Below are 14175 nucleotides of genomic sequence, written 5' to 3' on the forward strand. Positions count from 1 at the left end.
TTACTACCCTTTCATTCGTCGGCAGCGTTAGATGTGTAGAAGAGACAGGGGCGGGGGCGAGTCGGGGGGGGATGGCGGATCCGACGGCAGGATGCGCTGGTTGGCCAGGGTCTGGGTCGGTTCGGCGGCGCCGGCCGGGGCGAAAGGGGCGGCGAGCGCGGCCAGGACCCCCAGGACTGGAATGGCGAGCAGGCGCGTCTGGGTCATGACGGATGCCTTGGCGGAACAAGCGGCGTCGGCCGGGCGTTCGAACCGGGGCCGAAGCCGGGGACGGACTGGGCCGGAGCCATGGTGCCGGTCGGCGGCGTCTCAGAGGAATAATGGATTTCGATGACGCGGCGCCTGGGCGAGGCGACGATGTCGGCCTGCGCCCCCGCCTGGGCGGCGATGTCCTGCAGGATGTTTTGCGCGGGGTGGCCCGTGGTATGGATGGCGACGGTGATCGGCACCGTCGGCGATGCGCCGATTTCCGTCACGTCGTAGCCCAGGCGCCCGGCCACCTGTCGGACGACGGCGAGCATGGGGCCGGTGAAATCGACGCTGAGCGAAACCGCCAGGTCCCCTGTCGGTTCGGGCAGGGCGGGGGGCACGCCATGTTTCGATTGTTCGACCGATGCCTGCGTCCGGGCCAGCAGATCCATGGCCTCGGATACCTTCCGGGCCGATTCCTCGAGCGCGCTTTCCTTCGGTGGCGCGGGAGGCGGGGTAGGGGCCGCGCAGGCGCTGACGAACATGACGAACCCGCTGGTCAACAGGCCTGTTATCCGCCGCATCGGGGTGCGAAGCTCCTATTTGCCGAGGCTTTTTCTTCCGCACGGCAATTGGCGTACGAGAAAAAGTATATTGAATATACAGCACACCATTTTTGATGGGTCAAGAATTTTTCCGAGACACTGGCGCCGTAGAACGCGCCAGTGTGAAAAATCCGGGCTAAGTCGCCATACGGCGCTTGATATCGCCGCGAGCGGAACGGAGAGGTCTTATAACCCATGGGCTTCGAAAGCGATTATTTCGTTCCGAAGCCCGTCAGCGGTTTCATCCCCAGGTGCCGCTCGCGCAAAGCGGTGAACGATGAATGGGCCGTTCAGCGATGCCGCCACGTGACCCTGGGGCGCGGGATCATTTACACGCCGAATCGTACGTTACCGCGCTACAAGAAACCGATTTGCCACCATTAATTCCGGAGCATTGCCAGTCCAAATAGCAGCTGCCTGTCCTTCCTGATGAATCTGTCATACTTCCACTGGGGGAGCAGCTTCCGGGTGTTCCGGCATCACACGGGCAAATAGCCGCACCATTGGAGATGTGGATATTAAGAGGTCCTTTTCCGCACACACCATCCGTGGGTGGGGTTGAGGAACAGCCGCTGATCTGGCAACTCTGGCTGGTCGCGGGTGGAGTAATGCCTGAGCAATAACTGTTGTCGACGATGGTGCCGTCACTACGGACACAGGAAAGCGTTCCGGTTTCCGTTCCTGTGCAGCTGTCGGCGAGAGCCCGCTCGGCCAAGCCCATCTGGCTGGAGAACAGGACAGGCCCGCTCAGCAAAGCGAATAATACCCGAAGCCGGCCTTGATAAAGTCGCGCCATGATCGCCTACCTGGTTGTGAGCCCCAGTGGTGAGAGTCTGATGGATGGATGCCCCTGTCATCCGCCAGATTCTCAAGTCAAACTGTTCGGCTTGGCCTGGCCGAATACCAGTTTTATTGTCCGCAATGTTCTTCCATGTAGTGGCAATTCGCCGTGGTGCCGCCGTTGGACCCCACGCAGTCCCAATTACCTGCTGTGCCACCGCATGCCTGCAGGTTGAAGTTCGCCGCGGTGCCGGCCGCGCACCAGGACCCGCCGGGCAGGCAGTTCCACGTGGGATCGCAGCCGCATTGGCCGTTGATCGGTGCCGCGCATGCCTGCGTGTTACAGCTTTGTGTTCCGGTCTGATTGCCGCAACTGTCGTAGACCGCTTGTGTTCCGCCGCCGCAGGTGACCGAGCAACTGCCCACGCTGGCATTTGGCGTACAGGCCGTGCAACTTCCCCACGAAATAAGCCAGGCATAGCCGCATCCGCTGTAATCCGAGCAGTTCTGCGTTCCAGTCTGGTTGCCGCAACTGTCATAGACGGCTTGCGTGCCGCTACCGCAGGAAGCGGAGCAGGCGCCGACCGAAGCGTTTGCCGTGCAACAGGTTTGCGTGTTGCAGGTCTGCGTTCCGGTCTGATTGCCGCAACTATCGTAGACCGCTTGTGTTCCGCCGCCGCAGGTGACCGAGCAGCTCCCAATCGAGGCATTGGAGAGGCATTCCGTGGTATCTTGCCATGACGCACCGTTGGCGCTGCTGTCGGTGGCGCAGGTATAGGTCACCTTGTCGGTCTGTCCGGAAGGGCAGGCGACGTTGGTCGTAGCCGTGTCGCCGAGATGACCATATTGGGTAACACTGCCTTCTGCGCCGCCACATCTGGAAAGGCTGATGGCGGAGTTGGGGCGACAGCAGGCCTGTACCCCCACTCGTCCTTGGTAGCTTCCGTTCGAGATCGCGGCGAGCCAACTGGTCCATTGTTGCTGCGAGCCGGGAATGAAGACCGGGATGGAGGGCGAACCGGACGCGACGGATATGACCCTGCAGATTTGACTGAAGTCGAACCAGGCGCTGGATCCCCCGGCAATGGCCGGATACCGGACGCCGTTGGTGATTGTCGATGAGACAGGGGCTGAATCGTCGTCCGCGTGTACGCTGGTGCTGAACATGGCGATCAGCAAGGCGGCAAGGACAATCAGGTGGTGACGGAGGGCACGTTTCTGGTGCGATATCTCCAGACGATGTGCGGATTGCATCAGCATCACCCCTCAGCCGGCTTGCTCAAGTTTAAATTAAGTGAATTTGATATATAAAACACCTTTTTGTCAAGATGGCTTTTATCCCAGCTATCCTGGAAGTCGGGGCCCGGACATGGTGCTTGCGCGGGAAACGATCATGTTGCTTCCCGCACAAGCGCCAGATTCTGGAGTTTTCGACCTCAGCGATGGTCCGCAGCCGAGGACCGAGCCGCCGCTACCGCCTGAACCATGGCGTCATAAGGCATGGCGCCCGGCGTCAGCCGGTCGCCGATGATCAGGCCGGGGGTTCCGGTAATCCCCAGCGTTTGCGCCAATGACTTGTTGGCGGCGATTTTCGCCTCGATGTCCGGGGCCGTCATGTCCTGTTTCAGCCGCTCGACGTCCAGGCCGGACGACCGGGCGAGGTCCATGATATGGGGCTCGGCCAACTGATGTTCGGGCGTGGTGTCGGCCATCAGAGCGTGGTGGAAGGCGTCATATTTCCCCTGTTTCATCGAGGCCAGCGCGGCGCGGGCGGCGGTGACCGATCCGGCGCCAAGGATGGGGAATTCCTTGAAGACGATGCGGACGTCGTTGTTCTCACGCGTCAACCGCTCGAGATCGGGGGAAACGCGCTTGCAGAACGGACATTCGGCATCGAAGAATTCGACGATGGTCACCTGGCCGGCGGGGTTGCCGCCGACGGGGTCGCTGGCGTCGTCAAAAATGGCCGCGTGATTCCGGGCGATGCCGGCGTGGGCTTTTTCCTGGGCCTCGGTCTGTTGTTTCTGGCGCAGGGCCTGGGACATCTCCATCAGGATTTCCGGATGGCTGGTCAGATAATCGTGTATTTCGCCGTCGAGCCTCTGGCGTTCGGCGGTTTCGTCGTTCTTCGGCAATCCGTTGCAGGCGGTCAGTGTGGAGGCGACTCCGGCGGAAAGCAGAAGTATCACGGTCGACGTCCTGGTCATTGAAGCGTCCTTCATGGATGGGAGGAGGAAAAGTTGGCCGCGTAGATCCGGCGGAAGCGGATCGCGTCGGCGGGGCATGTGTCCAGCCGGTAGAAGACGGGGGCGGTGACGGTGACGGCATGGAGATCGCCGTCATCCTCGATCCGGGGGCGCGATTCACCGGCGGACGTCGTGTAATCGTCGGCGCAAACCGGTTTGGCGAAGCGGACCGTTCCGCTGACGGAATCGGTGGCGCTGGTCGTTTCTTTCTGGCGTTCCAGCCGTTGTTCCAGGTCCTCGACCTTGCCTTCTAGGGCTTTCACGGCTTCCACCAGTGGCGCTTCCAAGGCCGTGTATTTCACCGCCAGGGTGCCGTTCGGCGAACGGGAAACCGCCTCGGGGAATACTTTCTCGACATCCTGGGCGATGAAACCCAAATCGGCGGAACCGTCCGATTTCCAGTTGAAACGCCGGCCGGCCAATTGGGATATCAGGGCGACCGGATCTTCGATCGGGCGGATGTCGGATTTCAACCTCTCGTCGGAGCTCAGATAGAAAACGTCGGCATACATGCCGCCGGAAACGGTGGTCTGGCCATTCAGCGTCGTAGTGCCGGTAACGCTGGTATTGCCGTCCAGCGCCGTCGTCCCGTCGATGGTCATGTTGCCGGTCACCTTTGTCGTGCCGGTGATGGTCGTGTTGCCCTTCATCGTCGTCGTTCCGCCGATTGTGGTGTCGCCGGTGATCGCGGCGGTTCCGTTGACCGCCAAGGCGCCGGTCGGGGTGCCGCCGGCGCCGGAGGTCACGCCGACCGTCAGCGTGTCGGCGGTGTCGGTGGATCTTCCGATGGTCAGGCCGGTGGTCGTCGACCCCGAGACCGGATTAACGTAGGTGCCGTTGTAAAGATTGTTGATCATGTTCATCCGGTTGGCCTCCAGGCCATCCGATGAATTGGCGATATTCTTGTCGATCCCCTCGACGTTCATCGCCTTGACGTTGTTGAGATCGTAGTCGTTCATGTCGATATTGGTCTGCATCTCATTGGCCTCGGCATGGCCGGCGACCTGGATGCGGTAAAGATAGGGGGCGATGGTCTGTCCCCCGTTGAAGAAAAGGCCCGCCGCCAAGTGGCCGCTGGCGGTGGTGCCGGAGGCGATGCTTCCGCCATAGGTCGTCAGAGTGTCGCTCCAGAACCCGCTGGCGCCGACGGCGCAGGTTCCGGTGGCACAGCCGGTATGGGGGTCGTTGGCGTAGGGAATATAGCCGCCGTATTCCCCCGACCAGGCGGCGACGGACGGCAGGACCGCGGCTGGAATTTGATTGCCGCCCACGGTGACCACCAGCCCCTGCATCTGGTCGGTTCCCGAATTCCGGACGACGATATTGTAGGTCTGCCGCCACGGATTGGCGCTGGCGCCGCTCATGGTCGATGGCAGAAACCCGCCGCTCAGACTTGCCCCGCAACCGGTCGTCCCGCCACTGACCAGATTGGTCAGGGTGAACGTCTGAACCGAGCTCGAACAGGCGTAGATGTTGCTCCAGTTGTTCTGGATGAAGGATGCCGCCGCATCGCGAACCATCCGGATCTGGGACGCGGCGACCGCGCCCTGGGCCGACTCCCTCAGGTTTGCCTGCATGGGAAGAAGCGCGACCAGCAGAATGGTTCCCGCCGCGACGCCGAGCATCAGTTCGAAGATTCCGCCAAGCATGGTTGTCGGCTCCTATTTAATCTCGGCGAACGCCGCCCGCATCCCGCCCGTCTGCAACGAGGCCGAGAAGGTCAGCGCCGATTGTCCTGTGGAATTGAAGGTATTCCCGTCGGCGCTCAGGGTGCCGACCGTGGGAGGGTAGGTGAGGTATCCTTGGTCAAGGCCGATATAGCCGGCGACGTCGGCCATGGCGGTGATCAGTGCGCCGGTCGATACCCGGGCGCCCTTGTACCAGGTGACGACCACGGTGCTGGCGGCCGCCGTGGTGCCGACGACGGTTTGGACATCCGACGGATAGGGGGGGCTCCACGGCGCCGGCATCAGTGTCTGAATATTCGCGGTCGATACGGCGCCGGCGCCGATCTCGCTGGCGCGCACGGCCGTCAACACCGCCTGCTGCTGGACCATCATGGCCTCGGCCAGGGCGTGGGCTTCCTGGGTCTGCCGCCCGGGACTTCCCTGCGGTCCGATATAATGGGACACCCAGACCAACGGGGCGATGGCCAGGGCGGCCAGGAAGAACAAGACGATGGTTGGACCGGAATACATCAGCCCGTCCTGCCCAGCCGGGCCGCCTGGCTTTGTACCTCGCCATGCAGATGGGTGAGGCGCCGGCTGCGGATCAGGGCCGCGACATTGTCGGAATGGAACAAGACCCGCGTCTGGAACACCGGTGGCCGGTCATCGACGAAGGTCGGGTTCAGATGGACGACGGCGCGCAGCCCTTCCGCGATCATCGATGCCATGGCGTCCGATTCGCCGTCGGCTCCGGCGTTGGCCAGCAGCATCAGGCGATGGATGGCGTCGACGATGTCGCCGGCATGCAGACAGCACACCACCATATGCCCGGTGGCCGCCGCGGCGATGGCCTCGCGGGCGGCATCGCGGGTCCTGATCTCACCCACATAGATATAACGCATGCCCATGCGCATGGCGTCCATGACGCCTTCGCCCAGACGATTCTCCGGCAGGTCGCGCTGCCAGCAATAGCCGCCCCCCCACTGCCCCTCCATCGGCAGTTCGGGGGGATCCTCGATGGTCACCCCGCCGGCCTCGAAGACTTTCAGCCAATGGCAGAAGAGCGCCGAGGCCGAACAGGTCTTGCCGGAGGCCACCCGCCCGGTGAACATCACCATGCCGCCCTGCCCCCTGCCGCAGTCGATCAGCCGGCTGGCTACCGGCGGGGGATAGTCAAGGGTGGTGAAGTCCGGCACCTTCGAGGGAAGACGGCGGACGACAAAGGTTTCGTTGTCGTTGAAGCGTCCCGAACGGAACCATTTGACCCGGCAGGCGGTTCCGTTCCATTCGACGAGAAAGCTCTGCCGTTCGTGCCGTTCGGCCATCAGCCGCCGATGCAGATCGATCACCATGCCGCCATAGGCGATCTCCTGCAATGGCGCCGCCGGCGTCATCTTCAATCTCCCTTGCGCACCCAAGGGCGTGGTGATGATCCATAGGTCGCACCAGGCGTGCTCCAGGATGTCCTTGCTTCCGTCCAACTCAGCGTCCTCACTGCGCGGTGAAGATGATGGTATTGACGGCTCCCGAGGCGCAGCTGTTCGTCGCATCGTCCAAAGTGACGGGAGGCGTCAACGTGGTCGATCCAACCTGCACAGACGTGTAACCGCTGGTTGGGACGTGCCGTAAGATGGTGATGCAATCCGCGTAAGGGATGTTCGTGTCGGTGAGTTGGAAACTTGTCCCGGATGAGGTGGGGGTGATGGAGCCGCTGTAGTTATTGGAGAGGGTCGTCGTTGTCAGGACTTTCGCGGCGCCAAGCCGGTTGGCGTGGGTGATCGCGGTGATCATCGCCGCGGCCGTTCCGTAGGCCTCTCCGGCATAGACGTCGCGGAAGCTGTTAACAAGGCCGTCGACCAGTTGGAACTCGGCCTCGGCCTTGCTGCGTCCCAGCATGCCATAGGCGATGGCGACCACCGTGGCGACGATCACCGCGGCCGAAGCGAGAACCATCTGCTGTTCCCCCGCGCCACCGAACAGGCCTCGCTGTTTGCGCCAGCGCCGGAATTGGGTTTGCGACTCGATCATCATCTTTCGTCTCCACCTGGTTGATCCCATTGCGGTCCGGGACGTCGTCCCGGATCAGCGTCCGCCTGCCATTCCCATGCTGGCGGAAAAATCGAACATTCCGGCCATGGACAGACCGATCATCGCCACGGCCAGGGCCGTCGCCCCCATGGTTCCCAGGCCCAGGATCATGGTGATGGTGCGCATTTCCTCTTCGATGGCCTTCGACGTTTCCTCGGCCAGCAGCCCCAGATGGTCGGCCATCTGGTCGGGCGTGGTATCCAGATCGCCGATGTCCTCGATGGTGTCGGGATCGGGAAAGCCGAACCCCGCTTGATCCATGGCCTCGCCGAGGGGGCGTCCTTCGCCCACCCAATAGGCGATGGCCTGGACGCGCTGGCGCAGCCAGGGGGCGGCCCCCTTGGCGATGGCGTTCAGGGCGACGACGTCCGTCATGCCGCTGCCCCACATCGCCGAATAGGCCAGCAGGAAGGTCACTCCCTGGCGGCGGCGCCATTGAGTCCATGGCCACATATGCAGGTCGAGCCAGACGCGGCGGTCGCCGATCCAGCGTGGCAGGGAAAGTCTGATGGCCAGATAGGCCGCGATCAGCGGGAATGGGAAAAGCCAGGCCTGGGTGGCCACGGCGGCCAGCAGCAGGGGCGGCGCCTTGCCTTCGGCGGTCTGGATCGAGATGATGATGGGCAGGACCTTGGTGCCGATGATGAACAGCATGGCGAACAGGCCGCAGACCAGCAGGGCGGGATAGAGCAGGGCCGTCCGCGCCGTGCTGCTCAGGTTTAGTTTTTTCTCGACCAGCCAGGCGGCTCGGTCGACCCCGGTATCGTCCTGGGACGCGGCGACGATCAATTGCTCGTCCGGCGGCACCCAGCCGGCCAGCACCTCGTGCAGCAATTCGCCTTCCTGTTCCAGGCGCAGGGCCCATGAGGACAGAATGCGGGTGGTCGGCGCCCTGGGGTGGCGATTCCCCCCCCGTTCCGCCAGGCGCCGGACCGTGTGCAGGAAGCTTTGGTTGGTCCGATAGCGCGCGGCCAGCGTCCGGTAGAAGTTGAGCCGCCAGCGATGGTCGCGTTTGATCCGGCGCTTCAAGGCCGCGGTTTCATCGCCGAAAAGCGTCCTGACCGGCGCCAGGATCGTCGAAAGCAGCCTTGCGGCCGGCAGTCGGATCGTCAGAGGTTGATGCAACGCATGACCTCCTTCGGATCGAAGCGTCCGTCGAACACGCCGACGATGGCCTGTTCGCCCATCGGCCGCCCGCCAAGCGATTTCCAGTGAGTCTTGGCTTTCTGCCGGAACCCGCCGATCAGCAGGGACAGCATCTCTTCGTCGGGCTGCATGATCTCGGTGATCACCTTGCGGCCGATCTCGTATCCTGCGCGGCAATGGCCGCACGGATGCGGATTGGGGACGCGAACCTTGCCGCGCTCGACGAAGATGCTGTCGAGCCATGACGGGCAGAAACCCGCCCACTGGTCGCGTGTGATATCGATGGCGCAGGAGCACAGCTTGCGCAGCAACCGCTGCGAGGAGATACCCCGGATGACATTCTGGTCCTGCAGCAACGCCGGTGAGATGCCCATGTCGAGCAGGCGGGCCACGGCGCCCAGCGCGCCTTCGGTATGCAGCGTGGTCAGGACGGCGTGACCGGTCAGCGCCGCGCGCATGGCGATCTGGGCCGAGGCATTCGAACGGATTTCGCCGAACAGCAGGCGCCTCGGGGCCGAGCGCAGCGTGGCGATCAGAGCGTCGTTGTAGGCCTGGTCCGTATCCTCGTTATCGGCGTTCTTGACCACGTCGACCTGGGTGACATTGGGGTGACGCAGGCGGATCTCGACCGGGTCCTCGACGGTGATCCAGCGGTCGCCCTCGAAAAGATCAAGCGAGTGCGACAGCAGGCCATGCAGGGTGGTGGTCTTGCCGGTGCCCGTCGGTCCGGTGACGATGACGACGCCGTCCGACATGGCGATGATGCCGCTGAATTGCGCGATCTGCGCCTCGTCGAATCCCAGCGCCGGCAACAGAACCCGTCCGTTGGCCGGACGCGGCATCAACCGCATGATCAACTCCTTGCCGTCGAAGGCTGAGGCAAGCATTTGCAGACGCACCGAATCGAGACCCGCCGGCAGGCCCTTGGAGATCTGTCCGACCTGATGGGCACCCTGTTTCCAGCCGCGCTCGGCGACGCCCTCGACGCCGGCCCAGGCATAGATGGCTCGCAAGAAGCGCTGGCCATACTGGGGCGACCAGTCGTTCTTGATCAGCGGCAGCTGAAAACCGTCGACCAGGGCGTAGACACGGGCGTATTCGGACTCGCATTTGACGATGACGTCGCTCACGCCCCGCATGGCCACCGCACGCTGCAGCAATTGATAGGCGTCGGCCTTCAATTGTTGATGCCCATCGGTCGATTCGGCTCGTTTGGTCTCGCTGGTCCGAAGCGGGACCATATTGGCGGCGGCGCTGCCGCTGGCGTGATAGACCCCCTTCAGGGTGCCATGATCGACGATCTGCGGCCGGCGCATGGGATAACCCAGCCGCTTGGCGAGGCCTAATACCGACATCACCTCGGGGTGGTTGTCGGCATTGGCCACCATCATGCATTGCCCAGAAGCGAAAATGGCGATGCGGTCGCGGACCTGGTCGGAACAGACGTCTCCCAGGACGCCGTTGACGGCGGTCAACAGATCGTCCGCCTTTTCGTTCGGCGGCGGGGCCGATCCGGCAACCTGTGTCGCCGGGACCATCACGGGGTATGCCCTTGCCGATTCGTAGGAACCTGGCCGCCGGTAAAGGTGGGGGGCGCGGACGCCATGGGCGGTGTCCCCGCCTGTGCGCCGAGCGCAACCGTCTTTCCATCCTGTCCGGGGTCGGCGACGATGACGTCCTCGGCGGTGATGTCCACGACATGGCGGCCATCGGGAAGTTCCGAGCCCCGGTGAACGCTTCTCACCCCCATGTTGGGGATCTGGATCTCGGCCACCCGCTGTCCGCTCTTGACGTGGATCCGCTGGACGGTCGGTTGTGGTCCGAAGCCCGTTCCACCCGAGAAAAAGGCCAGATTGAGCTTGGATCCAATATCTCCGGAACTTCTATTGGGCGATGGCGCGGTCGTGCCGGTATTGACCGGGGGCGATGGCAGGGCGGCGGCCGGCGCCGCGGTAGCGGTGCCGAAGCCCATATTCTCAAGGATGCTCTTCCGCTTCTGAGCCAACAGATTGTAAAGCTCGTAGACATCCAGTTGTTCCTGGAGAAGGCGTAATTGCTCGGCCTTATCCAACTGCTGGAAATTGTCCGGAAGGGACGCCGGGAGCTCCATCGGCCTGATGGCGGATGGACGTGAGGCGGGCGTCGGCGATGAAGCCTGTGTTTCCGCGGCCGGAGGCGCGACCGCAGATGCCGCCGACGACTGACCGGCGGGCTGGGGTTGGCCGAATGGCGCCGCGGCCGGGCCCGTCAGCGCCGGGGGAGGGGGCGCGTCGGCCCAGGATGGCGACAGGGGCAGGACGGCGACCAGGGCGATGGCCGCAGTCAGGGCCGGCCGCGACATTCGCGGGGCGCATTCGGTCTCAGCGGACATAAACTCTCCCTTTGAGCGACCAACTCCTCGGAGTTGTGAAACTCATCGTTTCGACGGTAAGGGTCGGCACCGTCATCAGACCACGGATCAGGTCGACCGGCGGAAGCGGGCCGCTTACCGTCAAGTCCATTACGCGGAATGGGCTCGGCGGCGGCCCGTTGGACGGAGGCGGGGGTGGCGTCAGAGACAGTTTCACCTCGAGTCCCAGGCCGCCGGTGGCTTGCCAGATGGCCCGTCGCGCCTCGTCCTGATTGAGCGGCTTCAGCCGGCCGATCCTGGGGGCGCCGGCCGGGAGGGCGCAGGTGGCGACCGCCTCCTTTCCCGTATCGGCCCGCACTGTGCAATCTTTCGGAGGGGCCATCAGCATCAGCCAGCGCATGGCCGACTGGGCGAATGGCGCATAGGTGTAGGAGACCCTGCCTTCCTGGCATTCGGCATGCCGGAAGCCGAATCCGGGAAGATCCGGATAGGACAGAATCGCCGTGCCGCATTGCTGGATCACCGAAATGCCCGACTGTCGCGATTCCCAGGGCATGGTCATCTGAACGGCTGGTGCCGGCGGCGAAAAGACCTGTGGCCAGAGCTGCCACGCGGCGGTCGCGCATCCGCCGAAAAGCGCCACGGCCGCGGCATATTGCCAGCGAATCGGGAATTTTCCGGCGAGAGGTTGCAGCCGGTTCGGGGCGAGGAACGAACGCCTTGGCAGATGGGCGATGTCCGAAAATTTCTTTTCTTCGGCATTGGCGATCCCGAAGTCGGCCGGGGCGAAGAATGTTTCGCATCGTCCTTCGCGCAAGGCCATTTCGATGGCCTGTCGGGCATCGTCCATCCTGTCGGCGGGATAGAGATGGTCGCCGTCCGGCTGGATGTAGCCGCGCCGGGTTTCGGCATAGTACCAGCCTTCCGGCACCGCGAAGATGCCGGCCCAGCTTCCCGGAATGGCGTCTGCCAGAATTGCCGCCGCCGAGGCCATGCCCGGCTTGTGATTCAGGGTGTCGTCCGAAAGGCCGAACTGACTGGGAGTCGTGTCCCGGATGCAGATGAACGTCCATACGCCACGGTTGGCGCCGCCTTCGGAGGCGCTGCCGAGCGACGCCTCGGCCAGCTTTCTGGCGCGTTGCTTGGCCTCCGCCGCGCCCGAACCGCCCGTCTGCCAGAACAGGCCGGTGGCCAGCAGCGTGGAACCGAGGGCGATCGTGCTCATTCGCCTGAAACTCCGTTGCGGCGCAACTGGGGCGTAATGATGATGACCAGCGAGCTTTTGTTGTTGGAGACGGTTTTGCTGCCGCCCACCACGCCGGCGAGACTGTCGGTCAATCCCGGCAGCCCCTGGTCCTGCTGGTTCAGTCCGTCTTGTTGAAACCCTAGCAGGATCAGCGAGTCGCCCGAAGACAGGATCGCTTGCTGCAGGGACGAGCGGACGTTGATATCGGGCGTCTGGACCGTCGTGTCCCCCTCGGTGACCGACGTCAGAGCATTGAGGGATGAGAGGCCGAAGCCGTATTGCAGGAGGATCTGTCCGTCATCGAGCACCACGGGCATCAACTGCATGGTCAACCCGAGAGTCAGCGTCGCCTGTTGCACGGTGACCGTGGAACTGCTGGTCAGGCTGGTGGCTTGCTGAATCTGCGTATTGGCGATGTAACCGAGTTGCCTTGCGACCATCACCGGGACCGGGCGACCGTTGAGGGTCGTCACCGTCACATTCTGTTTGGTCGACACGTTGCCCAGGGTCTGCAGAAGACTGATCGTCGAGGCCGGCGAGCCGCTGCCGGATTTATTCTCGACGGTGAGCGCCAGCGCTCCCGCGCCGGTCATGCTCAACGATGACGGAGAGGAAAGCGTGAGCTTGTATTTGTCGTGCATGTCACCGACGGCGGCGGCCAGGCTCATGCCGAGATCGACCGCCTCGCTGGTGGTGACCTCGAGAATGGATACAGCGAAGGTCACCTGACGGACCTGACGGCGGTTGATCTCGGTGATCAGGTTTTTCGCCGCGATCTGGGCGGAGTGCTTGGCCACGACGACGACGGTCCGAGTGGCCGGCGAGATTTCCACTGTGCCCGGCTTGACGACGACACCCAGGATCTTCTTCAGTTCGTCCCAGGTCTTGAGATCGGTCGAGATCGACGTGTTCTGGTCCATCGATTGTCCGGACGAGGCCCCGCTCGACGAAGACGAGGAAGAAGACGAACTGGATGAGCCGGAATTGGTGGTGGGCGCGGTGCCCGACGATTCCATGGCGGTCTTGACGGTGGCGGCGCTCGGTTCCGCGTAAAAGCTGTAGGTCGCCGTTTCATACTGCTGCAGACGCAACCGTCCGTCGCGGTAGGTCCACGTCAGGTCGCACCAGGTCGCCAGCGCATCGAGGAACGTCGTCACATGGCCGTCGAAGGCGGGGGCCATCCGGCATTTTCCAGCGTCGTTGGCGGGGGCGCCGCCTTGCGGCGTGTCGTCGATGACGTCGACCGGCAGACGGATCTGGGCGCTGACTTCCGTTCCGATGTCGCGTATTTCCAGGGGGATGCCCTTGCTGTTCAGCGTAAAATGGTCGGCCGAGGGCGGAAGGGGCGCGCCATGCACATTGACCACCGCATGGCCGCCGGCGAATGCCCGGTTATGCATCCGGACCTGGCCGGCGGCGATGGTGTCGTTGTTTTTCGCCTCCTCGGCCTTCCGGTCATTCTCCTGCGCGTTCTGCTGTACGCCCTGCTTGGTGCGTTGGAAGGTTTCGGTGGCCGGGCAGCCTGTCAGCAACGGCAGCAGCGTCAACAGGGCGGCGACGGCGGGGCGGAGTCTCGTCACTGGCGTCCCCCCAGGGTCAATTCGACGGCGAAATTCTCGCCATCGATCCAGAAGTCGACCAGCGGCCGAGGTTCGGCTGTGGAAAAGGCCTCGGTCAATTGGGAAACCGCCTCGACGAAGTCGCCGTCGATGGTGATCGGTGCTTCCATCGGGTAGCTATAGTCGCCGTGCACCACCGGGCTGATCCCGATGCTTTGGCCCCAGTTGCGCACCACGTTGGCCAGATTGTCCCCCTTGTCGGCATGCCAGCGGTCTGTCTCTTATACACATCTGACGCT

13 protein-coding genes and 1 pseudogene are annotated in these 14175 nt (G+C 63.4%); all 14 read right to left on the reverse strand.

The features are described from left to right. Nucleotides 1-27: 27 nt before the first annotated feature. The gene (locus CWS72_RS26930; protein ID WP_101253761.1) at nucleotides 28-207 is read right to left on the reverse strand and encodes a hypothetical protein; all 180 of its coding nucleotides are present in this window, start codon (nucleotides 205-207) and stop codon (nucleotides 28-30) included. After that, nucleotides 204-773 carry a DotD/TraH family lipoprotein gene (locus CWS72_RS26935; RefSeq protein ID WP_101253762.1) on the reverse strand — a complete coding sequence of 190 codons (570 nt, stop codon included), beginning with the start codon at nucleotides 771-773 and terminating at the stop codon, nucleotides 204-206. The genes CWS72_RS26930 and CWS72_RS26935 overlap by 4 nt, the downstream gene beginning before the upstream one ends. A 930-nt stretch (nucleotides 774-1703) precedes the next feature. Then, nucleotides 1704-2834 carry a hypothetical protein gene (locus CWS72_RS26945; protein WP_101253764.1) on the reverse strand — a complete coding sequence of 377 codons (1131 nt, stop codon included), beginning with the start codon at nucleotides 2832-2834 and terminating at the stop codon, nucleotides 1704-1706. A 176-nt stretch (nucleotides 2835-3010) separates the two neighbouring features. Next, entirely contained in the window at nucleotides 3011-3781 is a 771-nt protein-coding gene (locus CWS72_RS26950) for a DsbA family protein (RefSeq protein ID WP_158240842.1), read from the reverse strand. Nucleotides 3782-3792: 11 nt separating this feature from the next. Beyond that, nucleotides 3793-5469, reverse strand: coding sequence for a shufflon system plasmid conjugative transfer pilus tip adhesin PilV (pilV, locus tag CWS72_RS26955; protein ID WP_101253766.1), 1677 nt, complete (start codon nucleotides 5467-5469; stop codon nucleotides 3793-3795). Nucleotides 5470-5481: 12 nt separating this feature from the next. Further along, nucleotides 5482-6018, reverse strand: coding sequence for a hypothetical protein (locus CWS72_RS26960; RefSeq protein ID WP_146002906.1), 537 nt, complete (start codon nucleotides 6016-6018; stop codon nucleotides 5482-5484). Continuing rightward, nucleotides 6018-6968: an ATPase, T2SS/T4P/T4SS family gene (locus tag CWS72_RS26965; protein WP_158240843.1), complete on the reverse strand. Its 951-nt coding sequence runs from the start codon at nucleotides 6966-6968 to the stop codon at nucleotides 6018-6020. Before CWS72_RS26965 ends, CWS72_RS26960 begins: the two co-directional genes overlap by 1 nt. Before the next feature lie 10 nt (nucleotides 6969-6978). Further along, nucleotides 6979-7518 (reverse strand): type 4 pilus major pilin, encoded by a 540-nt coding sequence (locus CWS72_RS26970; RefSeq protein WP_158240844.1) that lies wholly within the window; start codon nucleotides 7516-7518, stop codon nucleotides 6979-6981. Nucleotides 7519-7569: 51 nt separating this feature from the next. Beyond that, nucleotides 7570-8700 (reverse strand): type II secretion system F family protein, encoded by a 1131-nt coding sequence (locus CWS72_RS26975; protein ID WP_101253770.1) that lies wholly within the window; start codon nucleotides 8698-8700, stop codon nucleotides 7570-7572. Further along, on the reverse strand, nucleotides 8685-10259 hold the full coding sequence (locus CWS72_RS26980; protein WP_101253771.1) for an ATPase, T2SS/T4P/T4SS family: 1575 nt from the start codon (nucleotides 10257-10259) through the stop codon (nucleotides 8685-8687). The genes CWS72_RS26975 and CWS72_RS26980 overlap by 16 nt, the downstream gene beginning before the upstream one ends. Next, nucleotides 10259-11092 (reverse strand): hypothetical protein, encoded by an 834-nt coding sequence (locus CWS72_RS26985; RefSeq protein ID WP_146002908.1) that lies wholly within the window; start codon nucleotides 11090-11092, stop codon nucleotides 10259-10261. Before CWS72_RS26985 ends, CWS72_RS26980 begins: the two co-directional genes overlap by 1 nt. Continuing rightward, on the reverse strand, nucleotides 11082-12296 hold the full coding sequence (gene pilO2 / locus CWS72_RS26990; protein WP_101253773.1) for a type 4b pilus protein PilO2: 1215 nt from the start codon (nucleotides 12294-12296) through the stop codon (nucleotides 11082-11084). The genes CWS72_RS26985 and pilO2 overlap by 11 nt, the downstream gene beginning before the upstream one ends. After that, nucleotides 12293-13897 carry a secretin N-terminal domain-containing protein gene (locus CWS72_RS26995; RefSeq protein WP_101253774.1) on the reverse strand — a complete coding sequence of 535 codons (1605 nt, stop codon included), beginning with the start codon at nucleotides 13895-13897 and terminating at the stop codon, nucleotides 12293-12295. Before CWS72_RS26995 ends, pilO2 begins: the two co-directional genes overlap by 4 nt. Next, nucleotides 13894-14136, reverse strand: a pseudogene (locus CWS72_RS27000) (TcpQ domain-containing protein); the annotation flags it as partial. The gene CWS72_RS26995 and the pseudogene CWS72_RS27000, both read right to left, overlap by 4 nt. Nucleotides 14137-14175: the final 39 nt, after the last annotated feature.

The sequence above is a fragment of the Telmatospirillum siberiense genome, from assembly GCF_002845745.1.
Classification (GTDB): domain Bacteria; phylum Pseudomonadota; class Alphaproteobacteria; order Rhodospirillales; family Magnetospirillaceae; genus Telmatospirillum; species Telmatospirillum siberiense.

Coding starts and splice junctions, on each gene's coding strand:
- CWS72_RS26930 (WP_101253761.1), bottom strand. CDS start 207: ATGACCCAGACGCGCCTGCTCGCCATTCCAGTCCTGGGGGTCCTGGCC.
- CWS72_RS26935 (WP_101253762.1), bottom strand. CDS start 773: ATGCGGCGGATAACAGGCCTGTTGACCAGCGGGTTCGTCATGTTCGTC.
- CWS72_RS26945 (WP_101253764.1), bottom strand. CDS start 2,834: ATGCTGATGCAATCCGCACATCGTCTGGAGATATCGCACCAGAAACGT.
- CWS72_RS26950 (WP_158240842.1), bottom strand. CDS start 3,781: ATGACCAGGACGTCGACCGTGATACTTCTGCTTTCCGCCGGAGTCGCC.
- pilV (WP_101253766.1), bottom strand. CDS start 5,469: ATGCTTGGCGGAATCTTCGAACTGATGCTCGGCGTCGCGGCGGGAACC.
- CWS72_RS26960 (WP_146002906.1), bottom strand. CDS start 6,018: ATGTATTCCGGTCCAACCATCGTCTTGTTCTTCCTGGCCGCCCTGGCC.
- CWS72_RS26970 (WP_158240844.1), bottom strand. CDS start 7,518: ATGATGATCGAGTCGCAAACCCAATTCCGGCGCTGGCGCAAACAGCGA.
- CWS72_RS26980 (WP_101253771.1), bottom strand. CDS start 10,259: ATGGTCCCGGCGACACAGGTTGCCGGATCGGCCCCGCCGCCGAACGAA.
- CWS72_RS26985 (WP_146002908.1), bottom strand. CDS start 11,092: ATGTCCGCTGAGACCGAATGCGCCCCGCGAATGTCGCGGCCGGCCCTG.
- pilO2 (WP_101253773.1), bottom strand. CDS start 12,296: ATGAGCACGATCGCCCTCGGTTCCACGCTGCTGGCCACCGGCCTGTTC.